Consider the following 16,864-nt stretch of genomic DNA (forward strand, 5'->3'; position numbering starts at 1 on the left):
CTCACCTACGAAGCGTTCCTCGGGCTGGTCGCGGCCACCGGGTTGCGCCTCTCCGAGGCGCTGCGCCTGCGGTGCGGTGACTTCGATGTCGGCGGCGGCACGCTGACGATCCGGCAGACCAAATTCTGCAAGTCGCGGCTTGTGCCGCTGCACCCGACCACCGTCGCGGCCCTGGTCGAGTATCTCCTGGCGCGCCAGCGCTTCATCCCGGTGGTACCGGACGCGCCGCTGTTCGGGTCGCCATCAGGCACCGCGCTTGCCAAGAAAGCCGTGCACCGCGTCTTCGCCCGGCTCCGCGCCGAGCTGGGCTGGGCCGCGCGCGGTAGCCTGCCGGCGCCGCGCATCCACGACCTGCGCCACAGTTTCATCTGCCGCAGGGTGGCGCTGTGGCACGAGACCGGGGCGGATATCGACAACGCCATGCTGGCCCTCTCGACCTATGTCGGCCACGCCAAGGTCTCTGACACGTACTGGTACCTGACCGCCGTGCCCGACCTGATGGCCGCGGCGACGAAGCGCTTCGAGCTGTTCGCGGCCGCGGACATGGTGGAGGCCCGCCATGGCTGATCCGCTACGGCCTCTGTCCTTCGCGACGCTGCTCCAGCGCTTCTTCGCGGAGCACCTCACCCGGCACCGGTCCGTCAGCCCGCGCACCGTGGCGGCCTACAGGGACACGTTCAGGCTGCTGCTGCTGTTCGCCGAACGACGCATCAGCAAGGCACCGGCCGCAATCGCCCTGGACGACCTCGACGCGCCCCTCGTGCTGGCCTTCTTGGACCACCTCGAGGCGGAGCGCGGCAACGGCGCGCGGACCCGCAACGCACGCCTCACCGCCATCCGCTCATTCCTCGGCTACGCCGCGCACCACGACCTCTCGGCCCTGCCCGCAATCCAGCGGACCCTGGCCATCCCCACCAAACGCTTTGACCGGCCCATGCTCGGGTTCCTGTCACGCAACGACATGCAGGCCGTCCTCAACGCCCCGGATGCGCGGAGCTGGGTTGGACAGCGAGACCGAGCCTTGCTGACCACGATGTACAACACAGGCGCCCGCGTCTCCGAGATCATCGGCATACGGGTAGGCGACCTGATCCTCGATGGCGCGCCCTGTGTCCACCTCCATGGAAAGGGGCGCAAGCAGCGCACCATCCCGCTGTGGCGGGGCACGGCCACGCTGCTCCGGGCCTGGATGCGGCGACTCGACGGACCTGGAACGGCCAACGGTCCGCTATTCCCGAACCGAGATGGGAGAGCGATGACGCGCTCGAACGTCACGCAGCGCCTCGCATTGTGGGTCCAGACTGCCGCTGTGCACCAACCGCACCTGCTCGGCCGCCGCATCTCGCCGCACACGATCCGGCACACCACCGCCATGCACCTGCTCCAGTCGGGGGTGGACATTACCGTGATCGCGCTGTGGCTCGGCCACGAGAGCCCCTCGACGACGCACTTGTATGTCGAGGCCGATCTCGAAATGAAAGAGCGCGCCCTCGGCCACCTCCAGCCGCCGAATGTGACCGTCCCGCGCTATCGCCCGCCTGACGCGCTGATGCGCTTTCTCCAGAGCCTATGAAGCTATGCGCAGTCCGGCGCGGCCGCCGGCTTTGAGCATCCTGGTGTTCCCGCACCTGACTGCGCATAATCCGCTGCTGCACATAATTGCGGTTATGCGGAGCTCCGCATAAGCGGAAAAATGCGCTGTTTGCTGGAAGCGATGGCGGAGCGTGGCACTGGGCGATCGCGATGACACTCATCCAGACCGCCAAGCTGAACGGCGTCGAGCCGATGGCTTGGCTGACAGATGTGCTGGAACGCATCGTCTCCGGGCAGACCAAGGCCACCGACCTGGGCTCACTGCTGCCGTGGAACTGGAAGCCAAATAATCCTGCCGCGGTATCCGCCATCGCAGCGTAGACGCCGGAGATCAAACGGCGCCTACCGTCAACGCAATTCCGCCCCTGTGCGGCGCAGCGCGCGCGAGCGGACGGCTGTGGCCGAGGCGTGGCAGCGGGAGGTCGTGGCGCGGCCTGAGGTGGCGGCGGAGCTGCGGCTTGTCCACGAGAGGGTGCCGGAGGCGCTGCGGCGAGCGGCGGCGGTGCGCCAGGCGCCGGGAGCGCAGCGCCCGCGCGAGGGGCTGGCCGGGGTTGCCGGGCGCTGGCGGCCGAGCAGGGAGGCGCATGAGGAGCGCGAACAGGCCAGGGAGCGGGCGCGCCAGGCTGAGCAGGAGCGGCTCTCGCCTCGGCGGGGGCGCGGAATGCGGATGTGACGAGACCAACTCTGAACTTCCGGTGTTGGCGCCGTTGCCGGTCAGTAGGTCGTTGAAGGCCGATTTGACAACACCAGCAAGTCGATTGCGCAACCTGAGCAAGAAGGCAAAATTTCATTAGTTTCAGAATAAATATTAGTCAGCGGTCGAGTTTTTCTGATAAATCAAATTCTCATAGGCGTCCAGCATCGCGTCGAATGAGCTTGAGGAGGCAAGATGGTGTGCCAGCTCGGAGGATCGTCGGTAGTGCGCAGACTCGTCGAGCAGGCGCTTTATGGCAGAAGCCAATGCCACCGGATCATGAGGGTCCACCGCAATGCCACACACCTGCCCGTCCGCCGCGGTGATTCCTTCGACTTGGCTTGGGACATCCGAAACGACGAGCGGCAATCCGAGCTCGGCAGCCTCGAGCATCGCCAGGCTGTGACCTTCGTACAGGCTCGGTTGAACGAATATATCGCCCGCCGCCAGCATTTGAAGCGCCGCGTCCCGCGGTCGGTGCCCGAGGAATTCAATGGTCGCACCAGTGCGCAACTCGGCAGCCAGGGCCTGCAGTATCTCCGCATCGGGTCCCGAGCCAAGGATCTGGATCGTCGCTCCGGGAAGGTCCGCCGCGGCACGAATCAGGACCGGGTAGTTCTTCTCCGCAGCCAGGCGTCCGATTGCGACCACACGGTGATTCAACGCCGCGTCACGGGGGGACCGGCTGGCCAGGCGGGACAGGAGCGCAGCGATGGGCGGCGGCAAGGCATTGTGAATGACCCGCCGCCGCCTCCGGTAGGCATCGGGTTTCGCGTGCAGGGACGCCGCCACCGAAGCGGAGACGCAGACGATCGCCGCCACCTTTGGCAGAAGACCAACTGCGCCATCGGCCAGGTTCAGCAGCGGGCGGTAGGTGTGGACTGGCGAATGATGGGAGATTACGACCTTAGCGGGTGTCCTTGCGAACGTTGCCGCCAACGGCAGCAGCAGATTCGCGGCCGGCATCGCGGTGAAGATGTAGTCCTGCATCTCGGTGCGCAGCAGTTGCACGAGACACCGGAGCAGCCGGAGCAGCGCCACTGGAGAGGCGGGGCGCCGCTCGACCACATGCCGCCAGCTTGCGCCGGTTGTCCCTGCCGAAGCGCTTTCCTCGTGCGGGTAGAGCGCGATCAGCCGCGCGTCATGGCCACGCCCTCGCAGGCCTTCGGTCAGGTTGGCCCAGAGTTCCTGCGTTCCGCCTGCGGCAGAATGCGTGACGACGAACAGCAGGCGGCATCCGGTCTTCATGCCGCGACCCACCACGAACCCGCCAACTGCTGGTCATGGTGGTTGACCCGGCTGACGGCCGGCATCTTCGGCCCGCAACCGTGACAACCCGTATGGATACCCGCAAAACCGCATCGAAGCCCACGCCGCACAAGGACGACGTGGCGGCGCACCAGACGCCGGACGCGGGGGAAGGTCAGCCGCTGGAACCGGAGGACGAAATCGCCGGTCCTCGTGGCCTCCGCTGGTCCATGGCTCTTGGCCTGCTGTTCTGGCTCGGGCTGGGCGTCGTCATGCTGCTGATTGTTGCCTGAAGCGGCAGTCGCCGACGTGGGCGGCCAGCGAAGGCTTGGGATCAGGTCACCGCACGGCATAGCATTCGTCCGCTGAAGGGAATTCATATGCGCTAGCGGCGCAGTAGGCGGGCTCGCCGTAGATCCAGCCGGACCCCTTGTAGCCGACATAGACTCTGCCGAAGCGGTCAGGATCCCCTGCAACAACCGTCACCTGGTCGAGCGTTCCAACCGGAAAGCTACCCACGCGACGCCAGCTTTCGGCCGCATCAATGGAGCGCCAGAGCCCGTAGGCGCCATTGACCCGGCCGGAGAGGAAGATCGTCGGGACAGAGCTGCCATCTGCTGGACACCCGAATCCGAGGTCATCGACACGGTGGATGTGATTGAGCGCCACCCAGCTTGTCCCGCCGTCGCGGCTGAAGCGGAGCCGGGTATCGTCATTCCCTGCGACACCGTTGGTAAAGAACAGATGTCCAGCCTGGCCCGGCAGCGGTCGAAGCTTGGCGCTGTGCTGGCTGTGCGGCGCGATCTCGCCGCGGAAAACTCGCACCCAGCTCGCGCCCGCGTCCCGTGTCACCCACAGCCCCGCAAGCGCGGCATTGGCCCCCTCGCCAGTGTGCACGAGGTAGAAGGTTCCAGGCTGTACCGGATCTGCAGCAAGCGTCTTGCGGTGATAGCTGTACACGGCGTGCGACCCAGTATCGGGCAGGACCTCTCCGGGGAAGATGACGCGATGCCAACTGGCGCCGCGGTCGCGCGTGTAGAATGGCGCGCGATTGAAGGTCGGAAGCCAGACGATGTTCCGCGTGTCGTCCGACGCAACAGCAATCGTTCCGAAGGACATCCGCCAGGGATCATTGGCCGCGGTGCCGGGTGGCCATGGCAGCGTCGGAAATTTCCTCCAGCTACGTCCGGCATCGAGGCTGTAGCCGGCCATCACCGCGTCGCCATCCTCGGCACAGCAGAAGGTGCGTGTATCGGAGGCATTGGTCGCGATGAAGCGTGGGTCGGCTGGGCTGCAGGCCAGTTGCTGGGCCGCGATCAGGACCCTCTCTCGTGGGCCATAGCCAGTTGAAAATCTGTCCATCGACGTCTTGCGATGGATACCGAAATCCCAAGCTGCAAACAGTGGCGCATCGCCGGGCGGACACGCAACGTCGTTGGCGACCAGTTCTTCGATCCCCCGCGTTTCGCTAACCCACTCGATGATTGGCAGGAGCCTTGCCAGGTCACAGCGGTAGAACCCGGTGCCGGCGCCGACCCAGAGCCGATTCGGCACCGTTGGATCGAAGGCCACGCGGCCCATGGCAAAATACGATTGATTGGCGACCCGCAGCCAGGGCGGATCGCCTGCCCCGACTCGGGACCTGTGCCACATCCGCGACCAGGATTCGCCTGCGTCACGCGATTGCCAAGTCCGGCCGCCCTCGTCGAAGACCAGCACCTGCGCGCCGTTTGGGTTCACGGCAATCGCGACAAAGCGCTGCGGGCTGATCCCGCGGCGTGACGAAAGCTCCGTCCAGCCTTCCGGACCATAGCGCCAGATGCTGCGACTTCCGTGATCCACTCCAAAGAAGCGTCCATCCGGGGCGAAAGCGCCCTGGCTCAGGCGTAGGGGCTGGAGTGCACCGGGCGACACCAGCGGACGGAACGTCAAACCATCATCCGCTGCAACATGAAGTCCCAGGTCGGGTGACATCGCCCAGATGCCGCCACCCGCGGCCATGGGCGGAAACCACAGGCTAATGCCGGGACCCAGTCCACCGCGGCGGTGCGGCACTGAGGCAACATGCGCCCAATTCGCCCCGGCATCGGCCGAGCGCCAAAGCCCGTCCTCGGGCGTGCCGAAGAGCACGAGGTCCGGATCACCTGGACTGACCTCGAGGAAGGGACCGCCGAGGCGAAACTTTCCGTTAGGATCGAATTTGAAGGGAAACGGGGCAGTCCTGCTGCTGCTAACGAAGTGCGCGCCGCGATCATCCGACCGATACACCAGCCCTCGCGCCGCGATGTAGATGCGATCCGGGTTCCCCGGAGCGACGGCGACCTCGAAGACGCCTTCGTTCATGCCGTCCTGGATCTGGTCATCTACCGGCATTGTTGCGGTATTGATCAACTGCACCCACCGATCCTGCTTGGCGCACCAGATGTAGGCGCCATAGACATCGCTGCGGGCAAGGCGTGTCGCACCAGTCCGGTCCGTGGCAAGCCCGGTAATGAAGCCGCCACCGCCGATCGCGACACGACGCCAAGCATACGTTTCGACCGACGGCACCGGATGCGCGTTAGCTCGACGTGACCTAACGGGCGCCTCGGTCGCAGCCAGGTTCCAAGCGACCAGCGGCGCCGACAGGGCGCCGCCGACCCAGACTCTGCGTCTCACGCGGCGCTCCATCAGTCGTGTGTCTTGGTCATCAGGTGAAAGGCGGCCCGGGGATTTGTCGAGAGATATCGCGGGCCCAGGCGAAGCGGTTCGAGCGTCGCGCGGTGCAGCCATTCAAGTCCGGCGGACTGCATCCAGTCTGGTGCGCGTCGGACACTACCCGCGCAATGGTCGAACAGCCCGCCGCAGGTGCGGATCCATCCGAGACCGGGCAGTCTTGCCCGGTTGGCAACGGCGAACATCTCCTGCCGCGGGCTGCCGAGCCCGACCCAGAGAACATCCGTCCCCCGCCGGACCACGTCTTCGCAGATGCCAGGCTCCTCCTCGGCGGAAAAGTAGCCGTGCCGGGTGCCGACGACCTGCAGCGCAGGATGGCGGGCACGCAGCTTTACCATGGCCTGTTCCGCAACATTTGGGGCCGCGCCAAGGAAGTAGAAGCGCAACCCGGCGGCGCTCGCCTCGGTCGCGGCGTCGTGGATGAAATCGGTGGTCGCGACGCGCTCACGCAGGGGAACCCGGCACAACAGTCGGGTCGCCATGATTAGCGGCATGCCATCCGCATCGACAATGTCGGCGTGCGCGAGGGAGTTGCGGAACTCCCTGTGGCGATGAAAGGCGGCGATCACCGACCCGTTCGACGAGAATATCAGCCGCGGCAGCGCAAGGGATCCGGTACGGGCTTCCTGGCAATCGGAAACCATCTGCCGTGCCAGCTCCGCGCGCGTCATGCGCGTCGTCGGGATTCCTCCCACCGTCACCGTATGCGCCATTGGAGGCGACGATGTGCGTCCCGGCCGCACCAGCTTTCGCGCCCATCGCATTAGGAGGTTCAACGCTTCATCCTTCCGCAAACTCGGTATTTGGCTATCCGGCCAGTGACATTCGAAGCTCGACCGAGGCCTGCAGAATCTACGGCTTCGGGTTTAGGCCGGTGAGCGTACGGAGTGCGTTGTTCCGTCCGAGGACCTTTGCGGTCGAACCGCGTAGCGGTCAAGCAAGCAGTACATAATGACTAGCATGACCCATGTGGCACTCGACCTGTCGAGAAGCGAGCTCTCCAGCAGGTCGCGCAGCCAGCCGAACGTGAGCATCGCGCAGATCAGGCCGCGCGATGCGCCGGCGGCCAGCGGCACCGTCAGCAGAAGCCACAACGGCCAGACGATCAAGCATGCTAGTGCCAGCAGCAAACCGATGCCGCCGATCTGCGCCAGAAGATCCAGGTACCCGTTGTGCGCCGAATAAATCCCCACGATCCATCCATGTCCATAATCCTGAATTGGACTGTTGGGTCCGATCGCCCAGAATGATCCGTAGCCTGCGCCAAGAAGAGGATGATCGCTGCTGAACTCCAGCAATGTCGGCCAGATCTGAACGCGACCCGTCAACGATGCGGGATCCGCCATCATCCAGGCAAAGCTCTGGGCCAGATCATCCCGAAACGCAATGCACGCGGCGATTCCAAACCCAAGCCCCAGCGGGATCACTAATCGCCTGCCGCGTCCATGGGAGAAGGACCACTGCGCGAAGAGTCCGGCAGCGAGTGCTGCCAGGACCATGGCCGCCGCCGTCTTCGAGTGGGTCTGCAACAGGAACACCGCCGACATGGCCACAAGCAACCCGCCCGTTAGCCATGACTTCTGGCGAAGGGCCTCATGCAGAAACAGGATGAGGGCTAAGGCGCAGAAGGCGCCTGCTTCGTTCTTCCCATTGTGGATCCCTCGCCAGTCGCCAATCAAGGCATCCGCAAAGCGCCCTGGCTGGTGCACTGCATGCTGGAGGGATCCGATTGCAGCCCAGTCGGCCAGCAGGATCAAGCCGCATCCCACCATCAAGGCTGAAACCACTTGGCGATAGGACAGCATCTGCACGCAGTGTGCAATCGTTACTATAACAATGGTGGTGAACACGATGCGGCGCAGCGCTATGCTCGGCTCGATGGCCCAAATCACGGACAGCCAGCACCAGGCCAACAGCGGGATAAGCATCGTCGGCAGTGAAAGTGCGGAACCCGGTCCTGCAACGATAATCCGAACGCCCACGGCCAACCCAAAAAGAAGCAGGAACGCGATCTGACGCAGCGAATCTCCGGATCCGGTTCCCTCCTCCGTCTCAGGACTCAGGTCGATGCTGCCCGAGATCACCGATGCCAGGTCCCAACCATTGCTCAGCAGGATGATGCAAATGAGGACGGCGCTAGCAATAGCCTCGACCGAAAGCAGACGACGCGACCATTTCCATCCTTCATCGGCGGATGTTCTGATGCTGGCACTCATCGGCGGCGCCAAAGCTGGGTGGCCAGGAAACCAAACACTAGGCTCATGAGTCCGGCCGCCACGAAGAACATCTGGTAGTTTGGGAATATCGGCCGGTTCGCCTCGCTTGCCTGGTCGAGCACCCGAAGAGACGAGAAGCGCGCAGCATGCAATTGGTCGCCGATCTGTTCCTCGATCATCCGGCGGGCGTAGAGCTCGGCATTATGCGTCGCCTGTTGTACAGCACGCCGTAATGTCTCAAATTCCGGAGTCTGTTCCGAAAGTCTGGCGAGCTGTGCGTTGATAGTTGCCTCTTCCTGCTGTTGCTGCGCCTGAAGATTCTGGGCGCCGGTCAATTCGGCATTGAGGCGGAACAGCGTCACCATCGAATCCTGGTAGACCCGCACCAGCAGCAGCGGCGGATCGGCCGTGCGGTCATCGGCACCACGCACCTCGCCGATGCGGTTTGGTGTTGCATTCGGATCGCCACCGAGAGCATCCACCAGCGACGAGACATAATTTGATCGAGCGACCGGTGCCAGCCTACGTAGCTGGGCTGCAAGTGTCTGGCGCTGACCGATCTTGTCGGCGATCGCGGCTCGATTGATGGCCATTGCCAAGGCTAGGTCATTTCGGCGTCGCAGCAGTAACTCACGCTGCTGATCGATGGTATAGAGGCCACTTTCGCTTGAGAAGCGATCCAGCGCTATCGACGCTTCGCGCAGTTCTGCGTCAAAGCGCTGCCGCTGCTGGTCGAAGAAAGCGGCCGCTCCGGGTCTGGCGCCAAGGACCACCTGTCGGTCCATGAACGCCGCCGATATGGCATTTACAAGCTGGACCGCGACTGCGGGATCTGGGTGGCGGAATGCAATGCGGATGACGTTCGAATTGGGGTCGCTCCGCACTGATAGCCTGCGCTTCAGTGCCAGCAAGATCCCACTCTGCGGGTCCGCCAAACGCGGCGGCGGCGGTTCTGTACCGAACAGCTTGGCGCGCATCTGGGTGAACAGCGAAAGGCGATCCGGCTCGACTTCGCCGATGGCAGCGAGAACTCCCGGCCGATTGAGAGCCATCCGCAGAACTTCGTCGCTGCTTGCCATCTGGATCAGGACGGCAGGTGATTCCATGGGGGGCCGGGACGCGCCTGACGGCGAATCCGGACTGACCTGTCCCGCCAGCAGCAGCGTCGCCGATTCGTAGGTCGGACGCAGGCTTAGAATGGCGACGGCTGCGCAGGCGAACGCCGCAATAGTGATCAGGAGAAAGCTCAGCTTGCGGCTCCACGCAGCGGCGACCGATTGTGTAACGACCCTCTCGACGGAGCGGTCGATCGCAAACATGTCCATGCCTTGGCCCGCCTAGTTAATTGCTAAAAAGTATTGACCGGTAATGGCTCGTTGGCCGGACGTCGGGGCCACAGCAGTCCCATTATTAGTCCAATAGCCGTAACGTTCCATGATACCATTGAGTAAAAGCCAAGCTCCAGCGATCTGCGCCGAAGACTTAGCAAAAGCAGAGGCGCCAGCAGCAACGGTACGAGCAGACCAAACTGGGCGGCAGTGCTGTCGAGCCCGAATACGGCTATCAATATCAGGAGCCACCAACCCATCACGAGCATGCCGTTCCGGATATGAGTGAGGTGGCGAAATACGAAGCGGAGGTGGCGCCGTCCAATTGCCGCACGCAACACCTCTCCTGGCGCGCGCGCGTACCCCGAAACGAGGCGCCGCCAAAGAAGCGAGTAGCCATTCTGCCTGTGGCCGTAATGCCGGGCGGCGCGCATGTCGACACGCGCTAGCTTCCAGCCGCGGCTGCGCAGCCGTGCCGCCAGCTCGAATTCCTCAAAGCCATGAAGATTGCTGTCGGCGAAGTAGCCGACTTCGGCGATGGCAAGCATACGATACAACCCGCCGCCGTCCAGCCGGTCAACCAAGCCAGGCCTCCGATGTTGCTCGGCTATCGAAGCCTGCGCACGGATCTGGAATTCCTGATTATTTACATGTACCTCCTCAACCCTTCCTCCGACTCCCGCGACATCGGGATTAGCCTGAAGGTAGGCCAGTGCGGCTGGAAGAAAGGCGGGGTCAATCAGCATGTCGCCATCGAGAAGGTAGAAGAACTCGCCCTCCGCCTGCTGAAACGCAAGTTGAGCTCCGGCGCCGCAGGATCGTAGCGCGGGGTTGGAGAGCTGGACGATGCGGACTGGAAAATTCTGGGCTATGGCCACCGTTCGGTCGGTCGATCCGCAGTCTGCCAGTACGACACGCCCATCCACGGTTTCGGCCGCAGCGACGGCGCTGGCGAGACACGCGGCGATATTATCTTCTTCATTAAAGGCTTTGATCCCGATGGTGATCGTCACTGACTTACGCCTCCCCCAATAGTCGAGCGCCAGCGTCGCGCCTGGCGCCATATGCCGAAACCGCAGGCAGCTTCCCCAATCAAAATGCCGGCGATCGACCAGACCGGACCGCCCACCAGGATCAGCAGCGCGACCGCCACCACGGAGATGCAGGCCGAAAGGATGCTGGCCATCGCGAGACCGCGGAAACAGCCGGCCGCCTGGAGCAAGACGCTTTCCGGCAAGCGCATGAGGCGCACTGCGGTCACTGCCATCCAAAGCGCGAGACCAGCGGCCAGCACGTTAGCATCATACTGCGGGGCGAAGAGGATCCCTGGCGCTATCAGGGCCACTGCTGGCACTGAGATCGCCGTCATGATCCAAATCACGATTAGGGTCCACCGAAAGCCGGATGCTGAGCGCAGGACATCCCGGATCCGGTTCTCGCCGATCTGACGCGCCATGCGCGGACGCTCGAACTCCGTCATCGCATTCATGGCAACGCCAAGAGGCCGCGTCAGCAGTGCGCTTGCGGCTACAGGTGCGAAGGCCGCGGGCCCGGCCAGCAACGTGACCAGGTAGGCATGCGAATTCACGGTCAGTTCCGTCGTGATCACGCCGGTTAACGACCAGCCAGAATGCTGCCGCCAGACCAAAGAATAGGCAGCAACGTCACCCGTTCCGAACCGGAAAAACTGGAGCAGGAAATACTGGCTTCCAAACGGCATCAAGGCGACAAGAGCACTCACCCCAAGGACCAGGAAGAAAAATCCCACGGCGGGAGGATTTAGAAGGATCAATATCAGCACTCCGCACCCGACCGCGGCTGAGTAGACAAGGTCCGATCGTACTGTCCGCATGGGCGCGCCAGTCGAATAGGCGTGCGCGCGGGCAACTACGCGCAGCAACGCCGCTCCCGAGCACACGGCAAAGGCTGCCGCTGTCCAGCCCGTGGCGCCGAGGCCGAGTGAGAGAAGTGTGAAAGCCAGCGCGGCCAGCCCTATCAGCACTAGGTTTGTTGAGAACAGGCAACGTAGTACTTCTATTCGCTGGGAAGGGTCCGATTTTTCAAGGAGCACGGGGAGCGGGGCGGAAAACAAAGCGCTCCAAATCCCAATGCTGAACTGCTGCGCGATCAGAAGAAACGCGAACACCCCAAAGGCTCCGGGCGATAGGATATGCATGGCCTGTAGCGACAGAGCGAATTGCGCCGCAGCTCCAAATATTGGTCCCGCTGACGCCACCACATAACGCGTCACAGTCATAAATGCCCGGTTCAATGCCGGCACCTGGGCCGGAGAGGCAAGAAATAGTTCTGGCATTGTTGAAGTCACCTTGTGCCAGCCATTTACTAGTCGGCACGGAACGAAATGAAGCCGCCGATGGCCGTCCGAACCAAGATCCAGAGGTCAAGTCGGATCGACCAGTTGTCAATGTACCAAAGATCCAGGTCCACGCGCCGGCGCGCTTGATTCAAGGTCGTGACTGCACCTCGAGAACCGTTGATTTGTGCCCAACCGGTTATTCCCGGCTTCACTACATGCCGGAGCGCGTACGCATCAACGGCATCATAGTAGTACTCCCCTGCGACCTTCATCTGCGACGCATGTGGTCTAGGCCCGACAAGGGACATTTCCCCCCTAAGTACGTTCAGCAGTTGAGGCAACTCGTCGATGCTGGTGCGGCGAAGGATGCGTCCAACACGCGTGACACGTGGGTCACGTGCCTCGGTATGTTGCGCACCGCTTCGATCGCCAAGGTGAACGTACATCGTGCGCAACTTCCAGACGCGCACGAGCGAGTTGCCTCTGCCGAACCGCAATTGCGAGAAAAACACTGCGCCCCTCGTTTCGAATCGGACGGCCAAAGCCGCGCCAATCAAAACTGGCAGGACCAGGACCAAAAGCGGGATCGCCAACGCTAAGTCGAAGGCCCGCTTGGTAACACGACCTCGATGTGTAAGCGCAGAATGGAATGGCTGGAAATTGCAGGGGGATGAGCGGTTTGGTTGAGGATCAGGAACTTGAGAAAGGGCTCGATTTCCAGTCTCAAGACGCCAAGTTTTTGGTCTGCCTTCCAATGCCAGACTATCGAGGTGGTTGCTGAGGACAAGATCATGCTGAGCAAACGCCGGGTCGAGATCGACTTCAGGCTTCGGGCGCCAAAGCACCTTGTAGTTCAGATAGATCAGGCTGACAGAAAAAATTGACCATGCGATAGCGCCAGTCCAGCTTGCCGGGTAATAAAAAAATTCTGCCGAGAAAACCCCAATATTCCACGTGGCGATAAAGACGAGGCACGCCGGCGCGAGACAACCAGCACCAATAAGCATTGGCTTGAAGGCCGCAGCAACAATGCTCAGTGCAAATAGGCGCTGAGGCTTAGCCATGTCGGAGAAACGGTACTCGCGCATCATCCAGCACCCTGGCAGGTTGTCGGGGTTTTGCACGGCACCAGGAGGCGTTGCAATACAAAATCCTAGCTGGATCTATGTAAATAGATTGAAGGACGGTAACGAAAATTACTGCACGTAATACGGGAATCATTGGGTTCTCTGACCGGCAGCGGTTGTCTAGCTTTGCGAGGAGATCCGGCCTGGGCCAGAGGCAACGAGATTAGAACTGGCCATGAGGTACGTTATTCCGTAGGCATCAGTAGCCCTTTCAACCTGCGATCTCAGCTGACTTGTGACTACCGGTAGTTGCGGTTTTTCGCCAGATGTTACGCCCCTGCGGTCTCCGCTTTAAGAAAAAAACAACCCCTAGGAGATTAGGCATTATCTAGGAATAAAAAACCCTCCGATAAAATGACGGAAAATCTAGAGTGGTTTTCGAATGGGTTGCATGGTATCCGGCGGCGGCGAAGTAGTTGACGCACTCGGTGGGCGTTGAGGTGCCGACGATGCGGCCGATGGTGTTCCAGAGGCCCTCGACGGTGCGTGCGGCGGCCTTGCGCAGCATCGCCTTCAGCCTGGCGAAGGCATCCTCGATCGGGTTGAACTCGGGGCTGTAGGGCGGGAGTTGAAGCAGGCTCGCGCCCGCAGCCTCGATTGCGGCCCTGACGCCAGCGCCTTTGTGGCTGCCGAGATTGTCCATCACGACGATGTCGCCGGGCCGCAGTTCGGGAACGAGCACCTGATCGACATAGGCCTGGAAGGCGATGCCGTTGATCGGCCCGTTGAGCACCATCGGCGCGACCATGCCGCTGTTGCGCAGCGCGGCGACGGAGGTGGTCATCTTCCAGTGCCCGTGCGGGACAGTCGAGCGCAGGCGCTCACCGCGGGGCGCCCGGCCGTGGGTGCGGGCCATCTTCGTCGAGGCCCAGGTCTCGTCGATGAACACTAGGCGGTCGGGATCGAGATCAGGCTGGCTCTCGAACCAGCCCCAGCGGCGGCTCAGGATGTCCGGACGATCCTGCTCGGCGGCGTGCGCCGTCTTTTTTTGCGCGTGATCCGGTGCCGGTCGAAGAAGCGCCAGATCGTCCCGATCCCCGCGGGCACACCGGCCCTGGCGAGTTCCGTCTGGATCTCCCCCAGCGTGATGTCGGACTTCTGCTCGAGAAGGTCGAGGATCAGCGCCGCATTGGCTTCGATTCGCGCCGAGCGGCGGTCGCCTCCGAGCTGGCCAGGCGCAACCGACCCCACATGTCAGGCCTGAGCGCACCAGCGGATCGCGCTCGATGCGCTCACCCCGAACCGCGCCGCCACCGCGCGGCAGTTGACGTTTGGACTTTTTGGGGCGGCCCCAGAGCTGCAATCAGTTGCGCGCAAGTTGCCGCTCTGCCACCGGCCAAGGACCGTCGGAAAGCCTTAAGGCGTTCGCCCCGACCGGACCAACTCCACCATCTGCCGCCGGAACTCCGGCGGGTAGGGCACCCTGCAGTTCGGCATCTCGAACACCTCCGTCTCAAGCCTCGGGGTGTCCACGAAACCGGGTCAACTCCAGTGCAGGGTTGACCCACTTTGTCGCGACGCTGCCCTTGGCATTCGGCAACCCGCGGAACATGGCCACGAGGTCCCGTACATTGCCCGAGACGTCCGCGTCCACTGAGAGGTCGGCATTCTCGCCGAGATCATAGACCCAGGCTTTCGGATCCACTTGATTGGGCCGCGGCTTCGGCTTGAGCCGCCTGGCGTGGCGGGTAGTGGCTGCCGTGATCTCCTCGATGTTGGCGAAGACGCTGATGGGATTGGCATGGCTCTTCCGCCGCGGGACATAGCAATAGGCGCAGGCCATGGCGCAGCCATTTGAGGTGGAGGGCGCGATGAAGTCGGAGCTACGGCCATTCGGTCGGAAGGTCATGCCACGCTTCACGCCGAGGACGAGCACCTCTCGCTTTGGGCGCAGGAAATCGGCCGGATCGGCCTCACGCAGGTCCGGGATGCGCCAGTGGGACGCCACCGGGATCCGCTCCGCATCCGGGAACCGCGCCAGCACCTCGCGGCCGCGCGCGAAACCCTCCGCCTCCGCCTCAAGGTAGATGCGGCGGATGTTGAGAAGGGAGGAGACGGAGGAGGCTACCATGCTCTTGCGAGATGGGCACGTGAGGCCGGAACGTCAGCCCCTGCGGCAGTGCTCGCCCGCAGTTTGGAAACCTGGATGCCGTCGATCCTGTTAAACTGTGCATCTTCCCCGCAGGATGCTGAACGCGCAATTTTGTGTTGGAGCTTTATGTCCGAAGTTGATCGGGTTTTTCCTCGCCGTGCCGAGGAAGCTGATGTCACCAAGGCAGGCGAGAAGCGGTTTATCCAGGCCACCTCCCGCAAGCGCGGTCTCAGTTCGGCACAGACCCGGGTTGTCGAGGTGGTTCACCTTCGCAGCGCCAGATCAAAGCCAGCAGACGAACCTCGCCAGCGGGTGGTGGCGAGGCAACACGCCGAGTCATGGCCTAACGGGTTTCGCGCCAAGACCGCCGCCCCGGAACTCACCTTCAACGTGGCGCCATTTGTACCGGAACCCTCGCCACCCACACTGCATGTGATGGCGGCATGGGATCCGTCACCGAAGCCACCAGCGGTGGTCCCGCCGCCACCGGCCGACGCAGTCACCACTGAAGCCCAGCAGCCACTGGCATCCCAGCGGAAGGCCCCGAGGGCCGTGTCACGACGCTTTGCCGATCCCTTTGCGGACGACGACAGCGGCGCGAACTGCCTGCGCTGCGGCTATCTTGTGGAGAAAGTTCGGGAGGATCGCGGCAAGATGACCTGCTCACGGTGTGGCTGATCTCCACGTGGGAGGCCGCAGTTTGACCTGCAGGGCGCGTCTCCTCCGCGTGAGCGTTGGCGCACGGAGCCGCCAGATCCGGCTGCAGCGTCTCCGCCACAGCCTCTGGCTGGTGTCAGGCCTCCTCCCTCGGCACGGCGAGTTCGGCCGGTTCTGCGTCCAGGTGGCAGGCCAAGAGGTAGAGGGCGGTCACCACCATGCCATTGCTCCCGCCGACGAAACGCCAAGTGCCGCGCCGGGTCGCAGCGACGACGGACAGCCCGTCCGCGCGCAGCGACGCGAGCATCTCGTCGAAACTGTCGGCAACGTCCAGCCGGTTGGTGATGGTGAGATCCTCAATACCGTCCAGCCCATCCCGGACCAAGTCGAGAAAAGCTGCCCAATTCGCCCGGGTGTTCCTCGACATCTCGAGCCCCTCGGCCTCGCCGTCGGTGAAGGCTTGGCAGTGCGCGAGTAGGCCGACCAGCGCATGGCCGTCGACCCGCTGAGCGGGAAGGAGGTGGTGCGTCCTCGACGCATCCTCCCGCATCCTGCGGTGCTCCTCCGTAAGCTCCTCGTGCGTCAGCCAGACCTGCGGCTCGGTCAGCCACGCCTCCGGCACCCCCAGGGCGCGGGCGACGCCGCGGCGGGTCTGGAGGTCCGAAGGCTCCCCCGCCTCAATCCGCTGGACTGTGCGATGGGTGATGCTGGCTTCGGCGGCGAGTGCCTCCTGTGACCACCGGCGGGATTTCCGGGCGACGCGGACAAGCTGCCCGACCTCCGACGGCGTCAGCAGCCTGGGCTTTTGGGTATGAAAGGGGCGGTCGATCACAGCGTTCAGCATGGTGCGGTCCTCTTCAGCTCCGCGCCCAGAGTG

At 63.2% G+C, this 16,864-nt stretch carries 15 protein-coding genes and 2 pseudogenes; 6 read left to right on the forward strand and 11 right to left on the reverse strand.

Features of this window, described 5'->3' with window-relative positions:
• The 4 genes and pseudogenes from ACLF3G_RS28835 to ACLF3G_RS28850 form a co-directional block, all read left to right on the forward strand.
• Positions 1-567: tyrosine-type recombinase/integrase (locus ACLF3G_RS28835; protein WP_430672821.1), on the forward strand; the 567-nt coding region annotated here is incomplete at its 5' end.
• The gene (locus ACLF3G_RS28840) at positions 560-1,573 is read left to right on the forward strand and encodes a tyrosine-type recombinase/integrase (RefSeq protein WP_430672822.1); all 1,014 of its coding nucleotides are present in this window, start codon (positions 560-562) and stop codon (positions 1,571-1,573) included. The genes ACLF3G_RS28835 and ACLF3G_RS28840, both read left to right, overlap by 8 nt.
• Positions 1,574-1,686: 113 nt before the next feature.
• Positions 1,687-1,914 (forward strand): annotated as a pseudogene (locus ACLF3G_RS28845) (transposase domain-containing protein); the annotation flags it as partial.
• Positions 1,915-1,960: 46 nt separating this feature from the next.
• Positions 1,961-2,266 carry a hypothetical protein gene (locus ACLF3G_RS28850; RefSeq protein WP_430672823.1) on the forward strand — a complete coding sequence of 102 codons (306 nt, stop codon included), beginning with the start codon at positions 1,961-1,963 and terminating at the stop codon, positions 2,264-2,266.
• A 135-nt stretch (positions 2,267-2,401) separates the two neighbouring features.
• Here ACLF3G_RS28850 and ACLF3G_RS28855 read toward each other — a convergent pair whose 3' ends face one another.
• Positions 2,402-3,535, reverse strand: a complete 1,134-nt coding sequence (locus ACLF3G_RS28855) for a glycosyltransferase family 4 protein (protein ID WP_430672824.1) — start codon at positions 3,533-3,535, stop codon at positions 2,402-2,404.
• 92 nt (positions 3,536-3,627) lie between these two features.
• Between ACLF3G_RS28855 and ACLF3G_RS28860 the strand changes: the two genes are divergently transcribed.
• The gene (locus ACLF3G_RS28860) at positions 3,628-3,828 is read left to right on the forward strand and encodes a hypothetical protein (protein ID WP_430672825.1); all 201 of its coding nucleotides are present in this window, start codon (positions 3,628-3,630) and stop codon (positions 3,826-3,828) included.
• A gap of 46 nt (positions 3,829-3,874) precedes the next feature.
• Here the strand turns inward: ACLF3G_RS28860 and ACLF3G_RS28865 are convergent, their stop codons facing one another.
• The 9 genes and pseudogenes from ACLF3G_RS28865 to ACLF3G_RS28905 form a co-directional block, all read right to left on the reverse strand.
• Positions 3,875-6,205: a WD40/YVTN/BNR-like repeat-containing protein gene (locus ACLF3G_RS28865; protein WP_430672826.1), complete on the reverse strand. Its 2,331-nt coding sequence runs from the start codon at positions 6,203-6,205 to the stop codon at positions 3,875-3,877.
• Positions 6,205-6,963 carry a WecB/TagA/CpsF family glycosyltransferase gene (locus ACLF3G_RS28870; protein WP_430672827.1) on the reverse strand — a complete coding sequence of 253 codons (759 nt, stop codon included), beginning with the start codon at positions 6,961-6,963 and terminating at the stop codon, positions 6,205-6,207. The genes ACLF3G_RS28865 and ACLF3G_RS28870 overlap by 1 nt, the downstream gene beginning before the upstream one ends.
• A 153-nt stretch (positions 6,964-7,116) precedes the next feature.
• A complete protein-coding gene (locus tag ACLF3G_RS28875) occupies positions 7,117-8,466 on the reverse strand; it encodes an O-antigen ligase family protein (RefSeq protein ID WP_430672828.1) in 1,350 nt (449 codons plus the stop codon).
• The gene (locus ACLF3G_RS28880; RefSeq protein WP_430672829.1) at positions 8,463-9,791 is read right to left on the reverse strand and encodes a hypothetical protein; all 1,329 of its coding nucleotides are present in this window, start codon (positions 9,789-9,791) and stop codon (positions 8,463-8,465) included. The genes ACLF3G_RS28875 and ACLF3G_RS28880 overlap by 4 nt, the downstream gene beginning before the upstream one ends.
• Before the next feature lie 23 nt (positions 9,792-9,814).
• Entirely contained in the window at positions 9,815-10,807 is a 993-nt protein-coding gene (locus ACLF3G_RS28885) for a glycosyltransferase (RefSeq protein WP_430672830.1), read from the reverse strand.
• Positions 10,804-11,940, reverse strand: a complete 1,137-nt coding sequence (locus ACLF3G_RS28890; protein ID WP_430672831.1) for a hypothetical protein — start codon at positions 11,938-11,940, stop codon at positions 10,804-10,806. The genes ACLF3G_RS28885 and ACLF3G_RS28890 overlap by 4 nt, the downstream gene beginning before the upstream one ends.
• Positions 11,941-12,137: 197 nt before the next feature.
• Entirely contained in the window at positions 12,138-13,202 is a 1,065-nt protein-coding gene (locus ACLF3G_RS28895; protein WP_430672832.1) for a sugar transferase, read from the reverse strand.
• Between the two features lie 364 nt (positions 13,203-13,566).
• Positions 13,567-14,555: pseudogene (locus ACLF3G_RS28900) on the reverse strand (IS630 family transposase).
• Positions 14,556-14,691: 136 nt separating this feature from the next.
• Positions 14,692-15,309, reverse strand: coding sequence for a spore photoproduct lyase family protein (locus ACLF3G_RS28905; RefSeq protein ID WP_430672833.1), 618 nt, complete (start codon positions 15,307-15,309; stop codon positions 14,692-14,694).
• A gap of 147 nt (positions 15,310-15,456) precedes the next feature.
• Here ACLF3G_RS28905 and ACLF3G_RS28910 point away from each other — a divergent pair, with 147 nt between their 5' ends.
• Positions 15,457-16,008, forward strand: coding sequence for a hypothetical protein (locus ACLF3G_RS28910; RefSeq protein WP_430672834.1), 552 nt, complete (start codon positions 15,457-15,459; stop codon positions 16,006-16,008).
• A gap of 115 nt (positions 16,009-16,123) precedes the next feature.
• Here the strand turns inward: ACLF3G_RS28910 and ACLF3G_RS28915 are convergent.
• Positions 16,124-16,864 (reverse strand): helix-turn-helix domain-containing protein (locus tag ACLF3G_RS28915; protein WP_430672835.1); only part of this gene is annotated, 741 nt, incomplete at its 5' end.

Origin of the sequence: Falsiroseomonas sp. HC035, assembly GCF_050563525.1 — a bacterium.
Lineage (GTDB): Bacteria > Pseudomonadota > Alphaproteobacteria > Acetobacterales > Acetobacteraceae > Falsiroseomonas.